Origin of the sequence: Tautonia sp. JC769 (assembly GCF_040717455.1) — a bacterium.
Lineage (GTDB): Bacteria > Planctomycetota > Planctomycetia > Isosphaerales > Isosphaeraceae > Tautonia.
In genome coordinates, this window is sequence record NZ_JBFEFH010000009.1 from 187,154 (window position 1) to 204,622 (window position 17,469).

Annotated in this window: 13 protein-coding genes; 6 read left to right on the forward strand and 7 right to left on the reverse strand. The window is 68.5% G+C overall.

Annotated elements, in window-relative coordinates:
* The first annotated feature begins 14 nt into the window (after positions 1 to 14).
* Entirely contained in the window at positions 15 to 2,843 is a 2,829-nt protein-coding gene (locus AB1L88_RS11845) for an ABC transporter permease subunit (protein WP_367096863.1), read from the forward strand.
* Between the two features lie 4 nt (positions 2,844 to 2,847).
* Here AB1L88_RS11845 and AB1L88_RS11850 read toward each other — a convergent pair whose 3' ends face one another.
* Positions 2,848 to 5,337, reverse strand: a complete 2,490-nt coding sequence (locus AB1L88_RS11850) for a DUF1549 domain-containing protein (protein WP_367096864.1) — start codon at positions 5,335 to 5,337, stop codon at positions 2,848 to 2,850.
* 154 nt (positions 5,338 to 5,491) lie between these two features.
* Between AB1L88_RS11850 and AB1L88_RS11855 the strand changes: the two genes are divergently transcribed.
* Positions 5,492 to 6,859 (forward strand): DUF1501 domain-containing protein, encoded by a 1,368-nt coding sequence (locus AB1L88_RS11855; protein ID WP_367096865.1) that lies wholly within the window; start codon positions 5,492 to 5,494, stop codon positions 6,857 to 6,859.
* A 24-nt stretch (positions 6,860 to 6,883) separates the two neighbouring features.
* Here AB1L88_RS11855 and AB1L88_RS11860 read toward each other — a convergent pair whose 3' ends face one another.
* Positions 6,884 to 7,690, reverse strand: coding sequence for an alpha/beta hydrolase (locus AB1L88_RS11860; RefSeq protein ID WP_367096866.1), 807 nt, complete (start codon positions 7,688 to 7,690; stop codon positions 6,884 to 6,886).
* A 293-nt stretch (positions 7,691 to 7,983) separates the two neighbouring features.
* Here AB1L88_RS11860 and AB1L88_RS11865 point away from each other — a divergent pair, with 293 nt between their 5' ends.
* Together AB1L88_RS11865 and AB1L88_RS11870 are read left to right on the forward strand one after the other, a co-directional pair.
* Positions 7,984 to 9,447 (forward strand): M81 family metallopeptidase, encoded by a 1,464-nt coding sequence (locus tag AB1L88_RS11865; RefSeq protein ID WP_367096867.1) that lies wholly within the window; start codon positions 7,984 to 7,986, stop codon positions 9,445 to 9,447.
* Positions 9,448 to 9,682: 235 nt separating this feature from the next.
* Entirely contained in the window at positions 9,683 to 10,228 is a 546-nt protein-coding gene (locus AB1L88_RS11870; protein ID WP_367096868.1) for a hypothetical protein, read from the forward strand.
* Between the two features lie 285 nt (positions 10,229 to 10,513).
* Here AB1L88_RS11870 and AB1L88_RS11875 read toward each other — a convergent pair whose 3' ends face one another.
* On the reverse strand, positions 10,514 to 11,866 hold the full coding sequence (locus AB1L88_RS11875; protein ID WP_367096869.1) for an IS1182 family transposase: 1,353 nt from the start codon (positions 11,864 to 11,866) through the stop codon (positions 10,514 to 10,516).
* Positions 11,867 to 11,988: 122 nt separating this feature from the next.
* Between AB1L88_RS11875 and AB1L88_RS11880 the strand changes: the two genes are divergently transcribed.
* The gene (locus AB1L88_RS11880; protein WP_367096870.1) at positions 11,989 to 12,792 is read left to right on the forward strand and encodes a leucine-rich repeat domain-containing protein; all 804 of its coding nucleotides are present in this window, start codon (positions 11,989 to 11,991) and stop codon (positions 12,790 to 12,792) included.
* An 18-nt stretch (positions 12,793 to 12,810) separates the two neighbouring features.
* Here the strand turns inward: AB1L88_RS11880 and AB1L88_RS11885 are convergent, their stop codons facing one another.
* A complete protein-coding gene (locus AB1L88_RS11885) occupies positions 12,811 to 13,428 on the reverse strand; it encodes a Uma2 family endonuclease (protein WP_367096871.1) in 618 nt (205 codons plus the stop codon).
* A gap of 152 nt (positions 13,429 to 13,580) precedes the next feature.
* A complete protein-coding gene (locus AB1L88_RS11890) occupies positions 13,581 to 14,243 on the reverse strand; it encodes an RraA family protein (RefSeq protein WP_367096872.1) in 663 nt (220 codons plus the stop codon).
* A gap of 152 nt (positions 14,244 to 14,395) precedes the next feature.
* On the opposite strand from AB1L88_RS11890, the gene AB1L88_RS11895 reads away from it, so the two are divergent.
* Complete coding sequence (locus AB1L88_RS11895) at positions 14,396 to 14,806, forward strand: c-type cytochrome domain-containing protein (RefSeq protein WP_367096873.1); 411 nt, start codon at positions 14,396 to 14,398, stop codon at positions 14,804 to 14,806.
* Between the two features lie 30 nt (positions 14,807 to 14,836).
* Here the strand turns inward: AB1L88_RS11895 and AB1L88_RS11900 are convergent, their stop codons facing one another.
* Entirely contained in the window at positions 14,837 to 16,405 is a 1,569-nt protein-coding gene (locus AB1L88_RS11900) for a hypothetical protein (RefSeq protein ID WP_367096874.1), read from the reverse strand.
* Positions 16,405 to 17,337, reverse strand: a complete 933-nt coding sequence (locus tag AB1L88_RS11905) for an ABC transporter ATP-binding protein (protein ID WP_367096875.1) — start codon at positions 17,335 to 17,337, stop codon at positions 16,405 to 16,407. The genes AB1L88_RS11900 and AB1L88_RS11905 overlap by 1 nt, the downstream gene beginning before the upstream one ends.
* Positions 17,338 to 17,469 lie beyond the last annotated feature (132 nt).

A 17,469-nucleotide genomic window follows, 5' to 3' on the forward strand; every position in this document is an offset into this window, starting at 1 on the left:
GGGGAGGCCCGCTCATGCTTGCTCGGCTCTGGTGGAAAGACGCCCGGCAATTCGGCCCGGCCTGGGGGGCGATTGCCGTGATGGCCCTGGTCGGCTTCCTGCTGGCCGGCCGCTATCTGCCCGATGAGGACGGGGTTGATACGAGTATCTGGGGCTTCGCGATCCTCTTCTCCGGCCTCTATGCCCTGGCCATCGCGACGGCCGCGATCGCCGGCGAGCGCGAGAACGGGACCTTGCGCCTGCTGGATACGCTCCCGGCGCCGAGGGGGCGACTCTGGGACGCCAAGGCGTCGTTCGCGGTCGTCTCGTCGCTGGCGTTGACGCTCGTCTTGCTGCTGATCGCGGCCACGCAGGTGAATTCGTGGGAGTTCGACGGCCTGGGCGGGCCGGGGGCGACGCTCGGCAAGCTCCTCCTGGTCCTTGCCCTGATCCTGGAGGCGATCGGCTGGGGATTGTTCTGGTCGGCCCTCGTGCCGAACGTGCTGGCGGCGGCGGCGGTGGCGGCATGTTGCCTGCTCCTGCTCCTGCCCGCGCTGGCGCCGGTGATCGGCGAATCGACGCCGACGATCTTGATGCCATCCTCGACGCCGATCCGATTGTGGATCGCGATCACCACGGCGGGGCTCTCCCGGGTGGTCTTCCTCGCCTCCGGGCCGCCCCATCGCCCCTGGAAGGGTGTTCGGGCGGAAACGCCGGGCACGGGACAGGCCGTCGCGTCGCCGAGCGATCATGTGTCCATTCGCGCCCCATCCGGCTCGTCCTGGTCCCGGACCCTGGCCAGCCTCGCCTGGCAGGCGTCGCGCGAGGCGCGATCGGCGTGGCCGTACCTGGTGCTGCTGGGCCTGGGGGTCCCGGTGCTGGGGTGGCTCGCGGCCGATGTGATCTACGGCCTGGATCCGTTCGGCCTGGCGCTCTTCCTCTGCCCCGTGGTGGCATTGCTGGCGGGCGTGGGGGTGTTCCACGCCGAGCAGCGCGGCCGGTCGTTCCTGCTCCTGACCCATCACGGGGTCCGCCCGGCCATCGTCTGGCCGATCAAGGTGGCGGTCTGGGGGGTGGGACTCATGATGATCTGGGTCCCCCTGAGTTTGTTTCTCCTGGCTGTCGGACCGAGGCCGACGCTTACCCTGGTCGAGGCGACGGTGGTCTACCTGGGCCTGACCCTGGCGAGCTTCTCGGTGGGATTGCTCTGCGGCATGGCGATTCGGCGGGGGATCACGGCGGCCCTGATCGGCGTGGTGCTGCTGGTGGCCTTGATCGTGCCGGTCGGGATCATGATCGACATCCGGTTGCTCGATCCCCGGTGGACGATCGTCTTGCCCTTGGCCTTGCTCGCGGTGTCGTGGGCCTGGACGGGCCCCTGGATGCTCGACCGGCCGGGGGCGTCGCGGTGGGTCCGCCTGGGGGGGCTGGTGCTCCTGTTCGTGGGGACGTTGTTCCCCCTGTACATGGGCCTTCGCGTCTGGCCGATGCCCGACCCCGGCCCCCTGCCCGCCGAACTCCGTGCGCAGCTCACCGTCTCCCGGGCAGACGAGGGGGATGACGCCGGCCCGCTCTATCAAGAGGCCGTGAACGTGGTCAGGCAAGTTCAGTCGGATCGCGCGATGGCCGAGGGGATGGGCCGGCCGATGATCCTCACCAGTGAGGATCTCGATCGCCTGCCCGATGCGCAGACCTGGATCGATGCCCATGCCGAAGCCATTGAATTCGCCCGACGCGCCAGCATTCTCCCATATGTGCGGTTCGGATCCCTAGAAGGGCGTACGGTGTTCGATTGGGGCGCATCAGAAGACGTGCCGGTCATGCCGGTGGCCGACCTCCTCTGGGTGGTGGCCGATCGACGCCGGCAGATCGGCGACATGGACGGCGCGTGGGAGGATTTGCTCACGCTTTTCCGCATGTCTCGCCAGCCGTTTGAACCGAGGACGGCAAGGAATGCGACCATCCTCCTGGGCATCGAGGAACAGACCCTGCGCCGGGCGATGAACTGGGCGATGAGCGAGCGACAGACGCCCGAGCTGCTTCGCAATGCGCTCGAATCGTTTCAAACGCTCGATCCCCCGCCCGATCCGCTGCTCGTGATCGCGACCGAGCAGGTGATCGCCGAGCAGACGCTCGACCTCCCCCGCGAGACCTTGCGCGATGGCCTGGCACGGAGCAACACGCCTTCACGATCTCAGGGGAGCGTCACCCCCGAAATCGCCGCCTGGACGGGGGCCATCAGCACCCCCTGGGAGATCGAGCGGGCGCGGCGGGTGCTCCGGACGGTGCTTGGCGACTGGCGCATCGGCCTGGATCGGGGGCCGTTCCGCTCGGTGATTTACGAGCCGTACCGCGTGCAACGCGAGACGCAACTGCTGGAGGCGTCTCCCCTGGTCGAGGAACTCGTCCCCCCGATGCTCGCCCCGATGATCCGGGCGAATGACCAGAACGAGGTCGATCGGCGCGCCCTGGTCCAGATCCTCGCCCTGAGGGCCTGGCAGCTCGAGCACGACGGCCGGTGGCCCGACCGGCTCCAGGACCTCGTGCCGTCGGAACTCGACCGCCTGCCCGACGACCCGTACAAGCCCGGCCAGCCGTTCGGGTATGTCGGGTCCTCGACCGATGCCTCGGACGTCATCGGCTCGCTGAACTGGTTGCTGGGGGCCCCGCGCGGCCCCTCGTCGAGCGGCCTGCCGGTCATCTTGCTCTACAGCATCGGGCCCGATGCTGTGGATCAGCGCGGGGCCTTCGTCCTGCCGCGCAATCAGATCGGGCAGGGAGACATCGTCTACCCCCTGCCCGATGATCGGCCGCGACCCGCCAAACCGGACGATCCGGACCTGGAGTCGCTTGCGCCGGATTGATCGATCAATGCCGGAACAGGAATTCCGGGTGGTTGAGCAAGGACCAGAGCAGGTCCTCGGCCACCCGGCGGCGGTCGGCGTCGTCGGTGGCGGCGTCGAGCCGGTCGAGCGCGAGGGTCGTTTCGCTCTCGGTCGGGAACCGGCAGAGGGTGGCGAGGAAGAGTTCCTCGATCACACTGGCATCGTCGGCCCCCGAGGCCATCAGGCGGCCGATCCGGTTCTCCTCGGCGCTGACCTTGCGGTGGACCGTGCGACCGCCGACAAGCTGAAGTGCCTGCTCAAGTGTGGAATCTTCCTCGCGTTCGCATTCGCACGCCTCCGACCGCAGGGGCTGGCCGAAGGTCCGCAGGAACGGGTGGGAAAACTCGCCGTCGGGCACCTCGACCGCCCTCGTTCCGGGGGGAAGGTGAAAAAGTCGTTCATCCACGCCGGTCGCCTGGGAGATGGCGTCGAGCAACACCTCGGCCGGGAGCAGTTCCACGAGCGACCGGGAGAAATAGCGGTCGTCCCCGGCGTTGAAGGCGTTCGGCTCGGCCGAGAGCTGGTAGGCCCGGCTGGTGCAGATGAGGCGGATCGTCCGTTTCACGTCGAAGTCGTGGGCGACGAAGTCGTCGGCCAGGGCGTCGAGCAAGGCTTCGGAGATCGGCGGGTTCGAGGCGCGGAGGTCGTCGACCGGGTCGACGATCCCCTTGCCCATCAGGTGATGCCAGATGCGGTTGACGGCGGCCCTGGCGAAGAAGGGGTTGTCCGGCGACGTGATCCAGTCGGCCAGGGCCTCGCGGCGGTCGGCCCCCTCGGGGATGTCGGGGGCTTCGGCACCCAGCGGCTTCGGGGTCATCACCTGTCCGGTGCGGGGCTGGCGGACCTCGCGGCCGGGGCGGAGGTAGACGGTCTCTTCCTTGTTGTACTGGGCGAAGAACTGCGGGCCGTTCTTGTAGTTCACCTGGCTGAAGAAGGCGGCCATGCCGTAGTAGTCGTCCTGGGTCCAGCGGTCGGCCACGTGGTTGTGGCACTTGGCGCACTGGAGCCGGAGGCCGAGGAAGAGCTGGCTGACCGTCTCGACCCGCTCCTCCGGGTTCCGGATCCGGCGGTAGAAGCTGGCGGGCGGGTTCGAGTAGTTCGGCCCCTTCGCCGTCACGATGGAGCGGACGAACTCGTCGAACGGCGTGTTCTCGGCCACCTGGTCCCGGATCCAGCGGTAGTAGCTGAACGCCCCCTTGTGCCCCGTGTAGCGCTGATTGCACCCGAGCCGGTCGGCCCACTTCATCGTCCAGAAGTCGACATACTCGGTACTGTTGAGCAAATCGTCGACCACCCGCTCCCGCTTGTCGGGGGACGGATCGCCCACGAAGGTCCGGATCTGCTCCGGCGTCGGCGGCAGGCCGGTCACGCCGAGCGACACGCGCCTGAGGAACGTCGTGTCGTCGCTCAGTTCCGAGGGGGGGAGCCTCAGCAACTCCCACTTGGCGGCCAGGTGCTCGTCGATGAAATTGTTCGCGGGGGGGTCGGACCAGGCGAATCCGTCCACCGGCTCTCGGAAGATGAGGCGGACGGTGGCGACCTGGGTGTCGAAGTTGACCAGGATGGTGGTTTCGCCCGTGCCGACCTTGCGGATCAGGCCGCCCGGCGCGATCGTGGCGATGGTCTCGTCCGACGACTCATAACGGGCCAGCCGGGTGACGTCGCGCGTCGACCCGTCGTCGTAGATCAGTCGGGCCGACAAGTGTTGCGACGTACCCGGCAGGTCGATCACCCGGTCTCCGGGCGAGACCTCCAGCCCGACCGGCCTGGGCAACCCTTCCGGCTCGGGCCGAAGCCCCTCGGCGATCCAGTCGCGGACGATCCGATAGGTCGGGTCGCCCGGCGAGAACCGGACGCCCCCTTCATGCGGCACGGCCCCCGAGCCTTTGAGCAGGACCAGGCTCTGCTCCGGGTCGAACGGGTTGACCCGACGGTTGCCGACCTCCCGGGCGAGGCTCGCGAAGTCGAGCACCGGGTCGTACCCGCGGAGGCTCAGGCGGAAGCCGTCCTTGCCGGTCGGCGTTCCGTGGCAGGCCCCCGCATTGCAACCGGCCTTGGTCAGGGCGGGCAGGACCTCATGCTCGAACCGCCGAGGGTCGGCCACCCCGGCCCGATCGACCGTCACGGTTGCCGAGGCCTCGACCCCGCCGACCCGGGCCACGATCTCCGATCGGCCGTTGCTTTGCGGATGCATGAGCCCCGACCCTTCGATGCTCACCACCGAACCCTCGGCCGGATCGAGCGCGGCCTCGGCGGTCAGGTCGCGTACCGAGCCGTCGGCGAAGTGGCCGGTGACGACCAGTTGCGCCTCGCTCCGGGCGCCGTCCAGGTGGATCGTGCTCGGCTCGATCGTCAGGCGGATCGGCCCTGCGTCGTCGGCGACTGCGGGAGCACAGGCGAGCCACAGCACCCCGCCCAGGGTCAGCGAGCGCTTCATCCACGATTGCCTGGTCGGGTTCGGCCGGTCGGTCATGACGACCTCCTCACGGTGGATCGGCGGATCGGTCGGTCGATTCGGTCTGATCAAGATCGGGGTGGTTTCCCGAGCCTTTACTGTTTATAAGATATTAAACCTTTGGAGGCCCGAAACGCGAGGCCGATTCCCCGAACGAATGGAGAGCAAGGCGATGCGCCACGAGCCAATCGGTTGTCGGGAGTTTGTCGAGACTCGGACCTCGCGTCGCCAGATCCTTCAAATTGGTGTGCTCGGATGGCTCGGCCTGGGCCTGGCCGACGTCTTGAAGGCCGAAGGCTCGGGCCGGGGGCTGCCGATCAAGGCGAAGTCGGTCATCTTCCTGCACCAGTTCGGCGGCGCGAGCCATCACGACACCTTCGACATGAAGCCCGACGCCCCGGCCGAGATCCGGGGCGAGTTCAACCCGATCGCCTCGAACCTGCCCGGCGTCCAGGTCTGCGAATTGCTGCCGAAGATGGCGACCGTGATGGACAAGGTCTGCCTCGTCCGGTCGGTCAACCACCGGACCGGGGCGCACAACTCGGCCACCTATTACTCCCTGACCGGCCACAAGCCGCTCATCGACATCGTGACGGCCAACGCCACGGCGACCGACTTCCCGGCCTACGGCTCGATCGTCGACAAGCTCGCCCCCAGCCCGCCGACGATCCCGACCGCCGTCTCCCTGCCCACGATGATCGCCGACGGCCCCTTCCGCACCCCCGGCGAGTTCGCCGGTTTCCTCGGCAAGCAGCACGACCCCCTGTTCATCCTCAAAGACCCGAACAAGCCGGAGTTCTCGGTCGAGGAGCTGAGCCTGCCGCTCGAAGTCCCCACCGAACGCGCCGGCGACCGGCGGGCGATGCTCTCGGAGTTGACCCAGTTCGCCCGGCTCGGCGATCAACTTTCGGCCGTGAAGGGGATGAACGCGTATCAGCAGCGGGCCTTCGACCTGCTCACCTCCCCCGAGACCCAGCGGGCGTTCGACATCCACTCCGAGCCCGAATCGGTCCGCGAACGCTACGGCCGCACCACCTACGGCCAGAGTGTCTTGATGGCCCGCCGCCTGGTCGAGGCCGGCGTGCGGTTCGTCACCGTCTACTACTCCCCCAACATCGGCGGCTGGGACACGCACAAGGACAACTTCAACACCCTGCGCGACTCGCGCCTGCCGATCACCGATCAGACCCTGCCCACCCTGCTCGAAGACCTCGACGAGCGTGGCATGCTCGACGACACGATGGTCGTCTGGACCGGCGAGTTCGGCCGGACCCCCCGCATCAACAAGGACGCCGGCCGCGACCACTGGCCGCAGTGCTACACGATCCTCATGGCCGGCGGCGGCCTGAAGCGCGGCTACGTCCACGGCGCCTCCGACGCCTCCGGGGCCTACCCGAAGTCCGACCCCTGCACGCCCGACGACATCTCCGCCACCATGTTCCACTGCCTCGGCATCGACCCGGCCACCGAGCTGCGCGACCAGCTCAACCGGCCGATCCCCGTGTCTTATGGGTCGCCGATCGCCCCGATCCTCGCCTGATCCGCCGGGGGTGCCGGGGGCAGGTCATCCCCCGGTCGCCGGCATCCCCAACCCCGCCAGGAACGCGCCGAGCAGGCGGTTGAACGCCTCCGGCTGGCAGAGGTTGCTGGGGTCGATCGCATCAGCGATGACCTCAAGCTTCGCCCCGGGGATCGGCCCGATCGCCCGTTCCATGAGCGTGACGGCCGTCTTGCTCCACCCGCCGACGATCCCGAGCGTGGGGCAGGCGATCCGATCGGCCGGGCGGACCGCGTCGATCCGGCACATGGCGATGCTTTGTAACACCGCCTCGGTCGGCCGGAAGCCATCGACCAGATCGGGGATCGCCGCGTGCGCCGTCGGCCAGCGCCGGAAGAACAGGCCGGCCAGTCCCTTCAACACCGGCCGGGGCAGATAATACATCCCCAGCGTCAGGTACGAGCCGAGCAGCAAGAGCCCCTCCATCGGCCTGCTCGCCCGCAACTCGCCGAACGCATCGACCACGACCAGGCCCGCGAGTCGTTCCGGATGCCTCAATGCGAACTGCAAGGCGACCGCCCCGCCGTAGGACACGCCGACCATCACCGCCGATGGGACGCCCATCACATCCATCAAGCTCGCCAGGTCGTCGCACTGGCGGTCGATCACCGTCCCGATCGGCCCGTCGAGCCTGCCCGACCCGCCATTGCCGCGCAGGTCGGGCCGGATCACCCGGCGTGTCGCCCGAAACGCCTCCGCCTGCGGCGCGAACATCCGATGCGTCCCTCCCAGGCCGGGGACGAACAGCAGGGGCACTCCGACCCCCTCGTCCTCGTAATGCAGTTCCGTCTCGTCGAGCAACAGGCGGGGCATCGTCGGCGGCTCCCCCTCGACGGGGATCGGGCGAACGGGGAAACTCGGGCGATCGTCCGTCGCACCGACGAGCGCCGTTCGTTGCGTCTGCGTTTCGAGTCGCCCTTGCGGATCGACCCCCTCACCCGGCCTTCGGCCACCCTCTCCCCCAATGGGGGCGAGGGTTGAATCTGTCTCCCTCTCCCCCGCTTCGGGGGAGAGGGCCGGGGTGAGGGGGCCTTCACAAGCACGCAAGAACCGCGCTCGATCCTACCGGAATTCCCCCCCCCGATCCCGCCTCGGAGCCTCCCCCCATGCGCATCGCCATCGCCGGCCTGATGCACGAGTCGAACACCTTCAGCCCCGACCGGACCGGCCTCGATCAGTTCCGCGAGGGGAGTCTCGCCGACGGCCCCGCCCTCATCCCCGTCTGGCGCGAGGCCCACCACGAGGTCGGCGGCTTCCTCGAAGGGGCCGAGCGCTTCGGCTTCGAGGCCGTGCCCACGACGATGGCCTGGGCCACCCCCGGGGGGCCGGTCGACGACGCCGTGCTCGACGAGGTGACCGCCCGGATCGCCGACGCCCTCGCCCGCCTCCCCGTCGATGGGCTGCTGGTGGCGCTCCACGGCGCGATGGTCACGCCCCGCTTCCTCGACGCCGACGGCGAGGTCCTCCGCCGCCTCCGCGCCGCCCTCGGCCCCGACCGCCCCCTCGTCTGCTCGCTCGACTTCCACGCCAACGTCTCCCCGCTCATGGCGGAACATGCCGATGCCCTGGTCGGTTATCAGACCTATCCCCACGTCGATCAGCGCGAGCGCGGGCTCCTCGCCGCCGAACTGATCGCCCGCGCCGTCCGCGGCGAAATCCGGCCCGTCACCGCGATCGCCCAGCCGCCGATGATCGTCAACCTGCTCGGCCAGGACACCGGTTCCGAGCCGATGCGCTCGCTCATGAACGAGGCCCGATCCCTCGAACGACGCCCCGGCCTCCTCTCGGTCAGCCTGATGGGCGGCTTCCCCTACGCCGACGTGCCCGAGATGGGCTCGTCCGTCATCGCCGTGGCCGATGGTGATCGATCCCTTGCGCAAGCTGCCGCCGATGAACTGGCCGATCGCCTCTGGTCGATCCGCCACGACCTCGACGCCCGACGCCCCGACTCCGCCGAGGCCGTCCGCCAGGCGATCGCCTCCGACCGCACGCCCGTCGTCCTCGTCGACCTCGGCGACAACATCGGCGGCGGCACCCCCGGCGACGGCACCGTAATCCTCTCCGAGCTGATCCGCCAGCAGGCCCGCGATGCCGTCGTCGTGATCCACGACCCCGACGCCGTCGCCGAGGCCGCCCGACTCGGCCCCGGCGCCACCTTCGACCGCCCCGTCGGCGGCCGGAGCCACCCCGATTACGGCGGCCCCGTGCCTGTCCGCGGCGTCGTCCGATCGCTCCACGACGGCACCTGGATCGAGGACGCCCCCCGCCACGGCGGCCGCCGCCACAACGACCAGGGGCCCACCGCCGTCATCGACCTCCCCGGCCTCATCACCCTCGTCCTCAACACCCTCCGCACCCCCCCCTTCAGCCTCGGCCAGCTCACCAGCCTCGGCCTCGACCCCTCCTCCTCCTCCATCCTCGTCGCCAAGGCCGCCGTCGCCTACAAGGCCGCTTATGGTCCGATCGCCGGCTCGATCATCGAGGTCAACACCCCCGGCCTCACCGCCATCGACCCGGGGCGATTCGCGTATCGGAATATTCGAAGGCCGTTGTTCCCTATCGATCGGTGATCGGCGGTCGATCAGTCCTTCCCGGGCTCCCCAATCACGGATACGATGGTGCGCGATTCCCCGTTGCGGGCTTGTCACGTACGTAGACGCTACATGTCAGCAGTCGGCCCGATTTGTTCAGGGGCATTTCCAGGGCCTTGAGGGCACCCGACATCGCCCATGACCTCGGCTGGCTTGACCGGCTCATAGCGACTGCGAGACGATCACACCGGGCAAACGGGATCGAACCATGAGGATGAACCACTTTAACGTCCGTACCCTAATGATCGCCGTGGTGGTGATCGCGATCAACCTCTCCGTTGGGATTGCCCTTTGGCGACTCGATAAAACGCTCCTGTGTCGGATTGCCGTCATCGGGATGGCGATGCAATTCGGGCTGGTCCGGCTGATCCAGGGGCGAGGACGCCCCTTCTGGGGCGGGTACGTGGCCGCCGCCGCCGCGCTGATCTCGGCATCGAGCTTCCTCGTCTTCCCGCCCCAATTTGCGGGAGGCGCCCCGCCCGTATTTGGCCCGGCTCCCGCCCCGACGTATCCCGGCTCGGTGATGTGGCGGGCGTGGGACCGATACGATCGGTTCACCGATCCGCTCTGGGCGCCTGTCTACAGCTTCTTCGATCAGGCGGAATTCGACCCTCTGTCGCTGAGGGTCCAGGCCGCCGCGTATGCCTCGTACGCCTTGGTAGCGTCCCTACCCCAGTTGGCCATTGCGTTACTTTGCGGTCTGGCCACTCAAGCGGCTGTCCGTCTCCTCTCGTCACGGCCGCCTTCGCCACTCGCATGACGCCCGCTGTCATCACTGCCGGTAATCCGTTGGAGCCGATGTGCACGCGGGCGATTGCGACCAAACCGTTCGCCACCTGGAGTATTCCCCAGCCTGGTAGGGTCCGCTGTGAGGCTGGGATGTTTTCGATTTTCTTCGTGATCGGAGGCACCTGCGAGGGGCGGTCTGCCTGAGGCGATGGGTTCCGCGCGTCGGGCGTCTTCCCGCCTCGAATCGGGCTCGCGAGCCCCTCGGGCGGGCCGAGGGGCCCAGGTCCCGGCCCGGGTGGACCGCGATCGCCTCCGCTTACGCCGTCAGGACGATCATCTGCCATCCGAAATGCATGACGTTGTAGGCCAGCACGCACCACAACGCCACGCATCGCACCTTGGGCAGCCCTCGGACCCGGAACGGCGTCAGGCCCCGCTCGGACTTCAACTCCCCGTTGACCGTCTCGACCGTCGCGGCTCGGTCCTTGTAGCCCGACTTGGCCTCGGCCGTCCCCATCCGGCTCCGCCAGGCGGCCACCGCCTGGCTGTCCCCTTTCTTCGGTTGGTGCGGGTCGGCGGCCGTCTTCCGGGGCCGGGGCACCGGCATGGTCATCGTCACCGGGGGCTCGGACGCGGCGGCCAGGTCCAGGTCCTCGAGCTTGACGTAACCGCCGTCGACCAGGTGCTCCCGAACCACGCCGCCGGTCCGCTCGGCGATCTGCTCACGCATCGGCTCGGCCAGCCCGGCGTCGCCGCCCGCGTTGGTCACCTCGACCCCGACGATGGCGCGGCTCTCGGTGTCCACGGCCAGTTGCACGTTGTACGCCGGGCGGCTGCCCCCGTCGGGCATCCGCATGTACCGCGACTCGGGGTCGGTCATGCTCGCCCGGGCCGGGTTCGACCGGCTGGGCTTGGCCTTCTGCTGCGCCTTGGCCTGCTCGACCTTCGCCAGCTCGTCGAGGGCCTGCGTCATGCGGTCGACCTTCCGCTGCGCCGCCCGCGTCTCGGCGGCCCGGCGTCGCTCGGTCGCGTCCTCGGCCCGCTCCGCCTGGCGCCGGATGATCTCCAGATGGGCCCGCGCCTGCTGCAAGGCCCGCTCGATCGTCTCACGCCGCTTGAAGCTGTTGGCCCCGGCGCCGGCCCGGACCCGGGTGCCGTCCTGGGCGATCCGGCTGACCGTCACGAGCCCGCCGCGGATCAGCACCGCGAGCATCTGGGTCAGCAGGTCCTGAAGCGCCTGCGCGTGGGCCACCCGAAAGTCATTGAGCATGTGATAGTTGACGGGCACCATGCCGCAGAGCCAGCGGTACGGGTCGCTCGACGCGCAGAGTCGTGCCAGTTCCCGGCCGCCGGCAACCCCCTGGGTGGCGGCATAGAGCCACAGCGCCACGAGCAGCTTCGGATCGGTGGCCGACCGCCCCGGCGTCTCGCCCCGGGCCCGGATCGCGTCAAGGAACCGCGAGAGGTCCCAGGACTCGACCAGTTGCCAGACGAGTCGTGCATCGTGATCGTCGCCGATCAATTCGTCGAGCGAGCAGGGCCGCATGAGCATCTGCTCGCGGTTAGGCCGCCGCAGTCGCGGCGGCGGGGCTGGGCCGAGGTCGACCGGGGGCCGCTCCGTCGGCCCGTCGTCGCCCTCCAGGTCGGGAAATAGCGGTGAAGTGCTCATGTGGATATTATGCACGACCAGGGGGCGAAAAAATCCCAGCCTCTGTGCGGACCTCCTCAACCCGGATCAGGGAGGTCCGCACAGCGGACCCTACCAGGCTGGAACGTCGCAATGGAGCGAACATGCCGAGGAAGTCGAAAGCCGTTCAGATCGCCGAGCAAATCGCCGCCGTCCAGGCGGGGGGCGACACGCTCAACCTCGACGCATTCAACGTCGTGACGACCCTCCCGGAGGAGATCCGGGGCTGTCGCTGGTTGCGCTGCCTGATGCTGGGGATCAACCCGTTGAAGGAACTGCCGGACTGGATCGGAGAGCTGACGAGTCTCGAAGACTTGAACGTGTTCACCTGTCAGTTGGAACGCCTGCCCGACGCGCTCGGCGAGCTCACGTCCCTGACCTGCCTGGTCCTCACGAACAATCCGCTCCGTCAGGTGCCCGAATCGATCCGCAACCTGCGCCGGCTCCGCATCCTGAGCCTTTCGGGATGCGACCTCACGACGCTCCCGGCCTGGATCGGCGAGCTGACGGAGCTCGAAGAACTCGACCTGGATATGAACCAGTTGACCGAGCTGCCCGACTCGATTTGCCGCCTGACGAAGCTCGAATCGCTCTCCCTCTCGACGGGATCGCGGCTGACCGCGTTGCCGGCGGACTTCGGGGACCTGGCCAACCTGAAGGACCTCGACCTCCGGGGCAATCGCCTCACCGCCCTGCCGGATTCCTTCTCGAAGCTCGTCCGGCTCCGATCGCTCGACCTGCGACGCAATCAGTTGACCGACGTCCCGCCTTATTTCTCGACATTCATCCAACTGAAGCAACTGGATCTCGGCGACAACCCCCTCCCCCCTCCCCTCGCCAAAGCCGCCGAGAAGGGGAGTCGAGCGATCTTGAAGGCGATCGCCACGCGGGAGACGCCTCCGGCCTGATGACGCGATGGGACGCGATCATCCCGCCACGGCCGGCAGGAGCGAGGCCACGGGCAGCTCGGCAATCGCCCGTCCGTCGAGGGTCAGGGGGATGGCCTCGCAGTCGCCGAAGGAACGGATCGAGCGGTATTCAGGCTTGTCACCGCCGATCGGGTCGGCGTGGGCCTCGATGGTGCGCGTGCGGAGGTTCACCACCCAGTAGGCCACGACGCCGCCGGCGGCATAGGCCGATCGCATGCGACCGAGGTCCTTCGCCACGCTCGTGTCAGCGACCTCGATCACCAGGGAGACGTCGGCGGGGGTTGGGTCTCGGTCGAGGTAGTCGTCCGGGCCTCCGCGGACGATCGTTAAATCCGGTTCGGGGACCGAATGCGGCCCGAGGTGGAGCGGGCACTCGGGGGCCAGATGCCAGCCGGGCGGGATGATCGGGAACAGGGCGGCCAGAATCTTCTTCAGGGCGGTCGAGCGCGGCGGATTCTTGGTCATCTTCTCGACGAGCTGCCCCTCCCAGAGTTCGACCCGACGGCCTTCGGGAATCGCGCCGCATTCGATCATCCGGGCGTAATCCTCGGCCGTGATGAGGTACGGCCGGCCTCCCCTGGCCCCGGCCGGCGGGCTGCTGGGTGCGACGCTCATGCGGAGGCTCCCTTGAACGGAATCCGACGAACCACGTCTCCCCTCCATGCTACCCCGCTTCAGCCGGGCCCGTCGATGCAACCCGCCTCCGGACCCTGGGGGAGCGTTGCGACCCCCACTTTTGACTCACCGACGAGGGCAGCCCGATCCGATCAGAGGACCCCGTAGCGGCGGAACGCCTCGGTGACGGTCATCCCCTCGGCGAGCTTGTCGCGGACGAGGTTCTCGCCGCGGACCTTGTCCTCAGCCTTCGCGATGGCCTCATCGGCGATGGCGGAGGGGACGAAGACGATGCCGTCGTGGTCGGCCAGGACGAGGTCGCCGGGCGCGACGGACACGCCGCCGAAGTCGATCGGCACGTCGTGGGCCTCGACGTCGATCCGCCCCAGGCTGTCGGCCGGGTGGATGCCGCGGCAGAAGACGGGGAAACCCATCTCGATAATCGCCTGCGTGTCGCGCGTGAATCCGTCGATCAGGACGCCGCGGCACCCTCGGTAGCGGGCGGCGGTCGACAGGAGTTCGCCCCAGAAGCTCCACTCGCAGGAGGAGACGACCATCACATCGCCGTCCGCCAGCGCATCGACGGCGGCCATTTCCCCCTTGTACGGCTCGGCGGGTTCGAGGGTCGGCGCGACGATCGTCTTCACCGGCCGGACCACACCGGCGCAGCGGAAGGCGGGGGCCAGCGGGCGGATGTCGGCCCTCGGGCACTGGTTGCGGGCGCCGAGGCGGTCGAGCACGTCGGCCACCACGGGCGTGTACAATGCGGCCAGGCGATCGGCCAGGGCGATCGATTCAGACTTCGGGGCACTCACGAGAACAGGCTCCGTGGCGGGGGGACGGGTCGGCCGGTTGTCCCGGCATCCTCAGCCCCGTAGCATGGCAGACCGGGCCGCCGATGGCGAGAGACTGGCCCGGCTTTCCCGGCCCACTCCCCCTCCATGTCTCCCCACCGAGAACGCCGTCGATGCGACACCACCACCCCTCCTCCTGGACCCGCGTCGTCCTCCTTTGTGCCCTGCTCTGTGCTCCCGGCCTCGCCCTCGCCGACGACCCGGAAGGGGCCGCCTTCTTCGAGAAGAAGATCCGACCCGTCCTCATCGAACGCTGCTACGCCTGCCACTCGTCGCAGGCGAAGCCGCCGAAGGCCGGGTTCCGCGTCGATACCCGATCGGGCCTGCGCCGAGGCGGCCATTCCGGCCCGGCCATCGAGCCGGGGCGGCCGGACGACAGCCTCCTCATCCGGGTGCTTGAGCATACGAGCGAGATCGCCATGATGCCCCCCGACGGCCGTCTGCCCGACGCCGTCCTCGACGACTTCCGCGCCTGGATCGAGCGAGGGGCCCCCGACCCCAGGCCCGAAACCCCGCCCCACTGAGCCGATCTGGATCCAATCCCCCTGCTCCGATCAGGCGTTCCCCTTTGATGCCGAGGCCATCGGCCCGTCGATCGGGTCGGCCAGCTCGGGATCGTGCTCCTTGTCCGGGACGCCGAAGACGTCGTCGAACGGGTCGGGCGAGCGCCGGGCCGAGGTCCCCCGGACCGCGCGGTCGATCCGCCGCTGGACCATTTCGAGCAGGAACTGGAAGAGGAACGTGAACCCCACCGCCGGCAGAAGGGACGCGATCCGGACGGTCTGGATCGACATTTCCAGCGGCGCATCCCGGAGGATTCCCGTCGAGAGGAGGACGCCCGCGATCGGGCTGACGGCGATGATGGTGAACGCGGCATTCTGATACCCGGCGCCCCCCAGCCCCGCCCCGATCACGAGCGGGACCAACCAGGCGAAGAACAGGAACAGGATAAACACCGTTTGTCCGTACTTGCGCATGAACAGTTGTGCGGCCTGAAGCCCCAGCCCCACATAGGCGATGGTCAGGACGCCGATGGCGATCGTCTGCGAGTAGGCCGCCGCCCCGTCCTCGCCCCGGCCCTCGATCACCTCCCAGGCGATGGTCGTCCCGATCAGGACGATGCCGCAGAGCACGACCACCCCCAGGCGGTTGACCCCCGAGTCGGACCAGGGGTTCGGCCGCCGGCGCCCCATCCGAAGGGCTCGCCTGACCCCCTTGATGTACTCGCTCCGATCCGGCGTCAGCGTCGCCGCCAGCAACATGGCGATGAACATCATGACATAAAGCAAGACGAGCACGACTCCGTCCACGTCTTGCAAACCCCACGTCACGCCGAGCACAAGGAACATGAGCGTCGTCAAAAACGCCATCGCCTGCCGCTTGGTGTAGAGGTGGGCGCGGTCCGACCGCATCCGGCGCACCGAGGGGACGAACAGGAAGCCGATCAGGATCAGTTCATACGCCACCACCAGGGGCATCCACGGCACCGAGAGCCCGAAGAAGTCGATCCGCGCCATCCGCCCCGACAGGTCGAACAGCATGTACTGGACGCCGAAGAACAACCCCTGGCCCAGGAACAGGCCGAAGACGACCAGGCCGATCAGCCCCCGGTTCCCCGCCTTCGGCTTCTTGCTGATCATCGCCCCCAGCAAGGTGAGCGTATGCACGAGCCCCGCCGCCAGCAAGAGCGGGAACTCGAACGCGAGCAACCCCTGCCACCCCGCCGGCCCGACCGCCGCCAGGAACACGGCAAAGGGCACCGTCAGCAACGTCAACCAGTACTGCAACAAGGGCGCGCCCAGCACGAACCCGACCGCCAGCCAGTGCGGCGGCACGGGCGAGACCCGGTGGAAGTCGAGGATCCCGCTCTCCCTTGCCCCCCCGACCGCGCTGCCGATCTCCCCCGCCCCGGCGAACACCAGGGTCACCACCTGGAGCATGATGATGAGGGTCAGCGGCGTCGTCCCGCTGAGTTGGTTGATCTGATAATACGACCAGCAGACGATCGCGCAGAGCGTCACCACCACGATCGACCAGGGGATCACCCGATTGCGGCGCAATCGAGAGCGGGCGTGCTTCGTCAGGATCGGGTTGTCGAGGACGATGTCGAACCGGCTGGCCATCACGAAAGCTCCTTGGCGCCGACCTTCAGGAACAGCTCTTCCAGGCCTTCCTTGCGACGGCTGAACGACGCGACCCGCACCCCCGCCCCGACCAGTGCCGCCAGCAATCCGGCCGCCTGCTCGGCATCCCCTTGATAGGGCACCTCGAAGCTCGACGCCCCCGTCTGCTCGACCCCCGAGGCCGCCGGGTCGGCAGCGACGATCCGGCGAAGGTCGTCGGCCTGGCCGCCGATGACCTCGATCACCAGCATGCCGCCGCCCATCACCCGGTTCCGCACCTCGTCGACCGTGCCGCTGACGACCATCCGGCCGCGTTCCATGATGGCGACCGACGTGCAGAACTCGGTCATCTCGGCCAGGATGTGCGAGGAGATCAGGACCGTCTTCCCCTCGGCCGACAGCCGCTTCAAGACGTTCTTCAGGTCGATCCGGCCGCGAGGATCCACCCCGCTGGCCGGCTCGTCGAGCAGGAGGACCTTCGGGTCGGAGATCAAGGTCTTCGCCAGCATCACCCGCTGCCGCATGCCGCGAGACAGGGTGGCGACCATCTCGTTCTTCTTCTCGGGCAGGCTGACCAGGTCGAGCGACCGGTCGATCATGGCGTTCCGGTCGTGCCTCGGGATGCCGTAACTGGAGGCGAACAGGTCGAGGAACTCCCAGACCTTCAGGTCGTCGTACATCGGGGGGAAGTCCGGCATGAAGGCGACCGCCCGGCAGGCGTCCCGCGGCCGCTCGCGCATGTCGACCCCGGCCAGGTTGATCTCGCCGTAGGTCGGCTCGATCAGGCCGAGGATCGCCCGCATGGTGGTGGTCTTGCCCGCGCCGTTCGGGCCGATCAGGCCGCAGACCTCGCCCGGCCCGACCTCCAGCGACAGGTCGTGCACGGCGCAGACCGTGTCGTAATCGACCCGAAGGTCCTTGACGTGAATCATCCCCGAGGTGCTCCGGATCGCTTCGTCATCCCGGCCGCCGACGCTACGGTATGGCCACCGGCGGAGACTGTCCATAGGATGACGGACATCATTCATTCGCTCGCTTGCGTTTCGAGGACGGCCGGGTGCCAG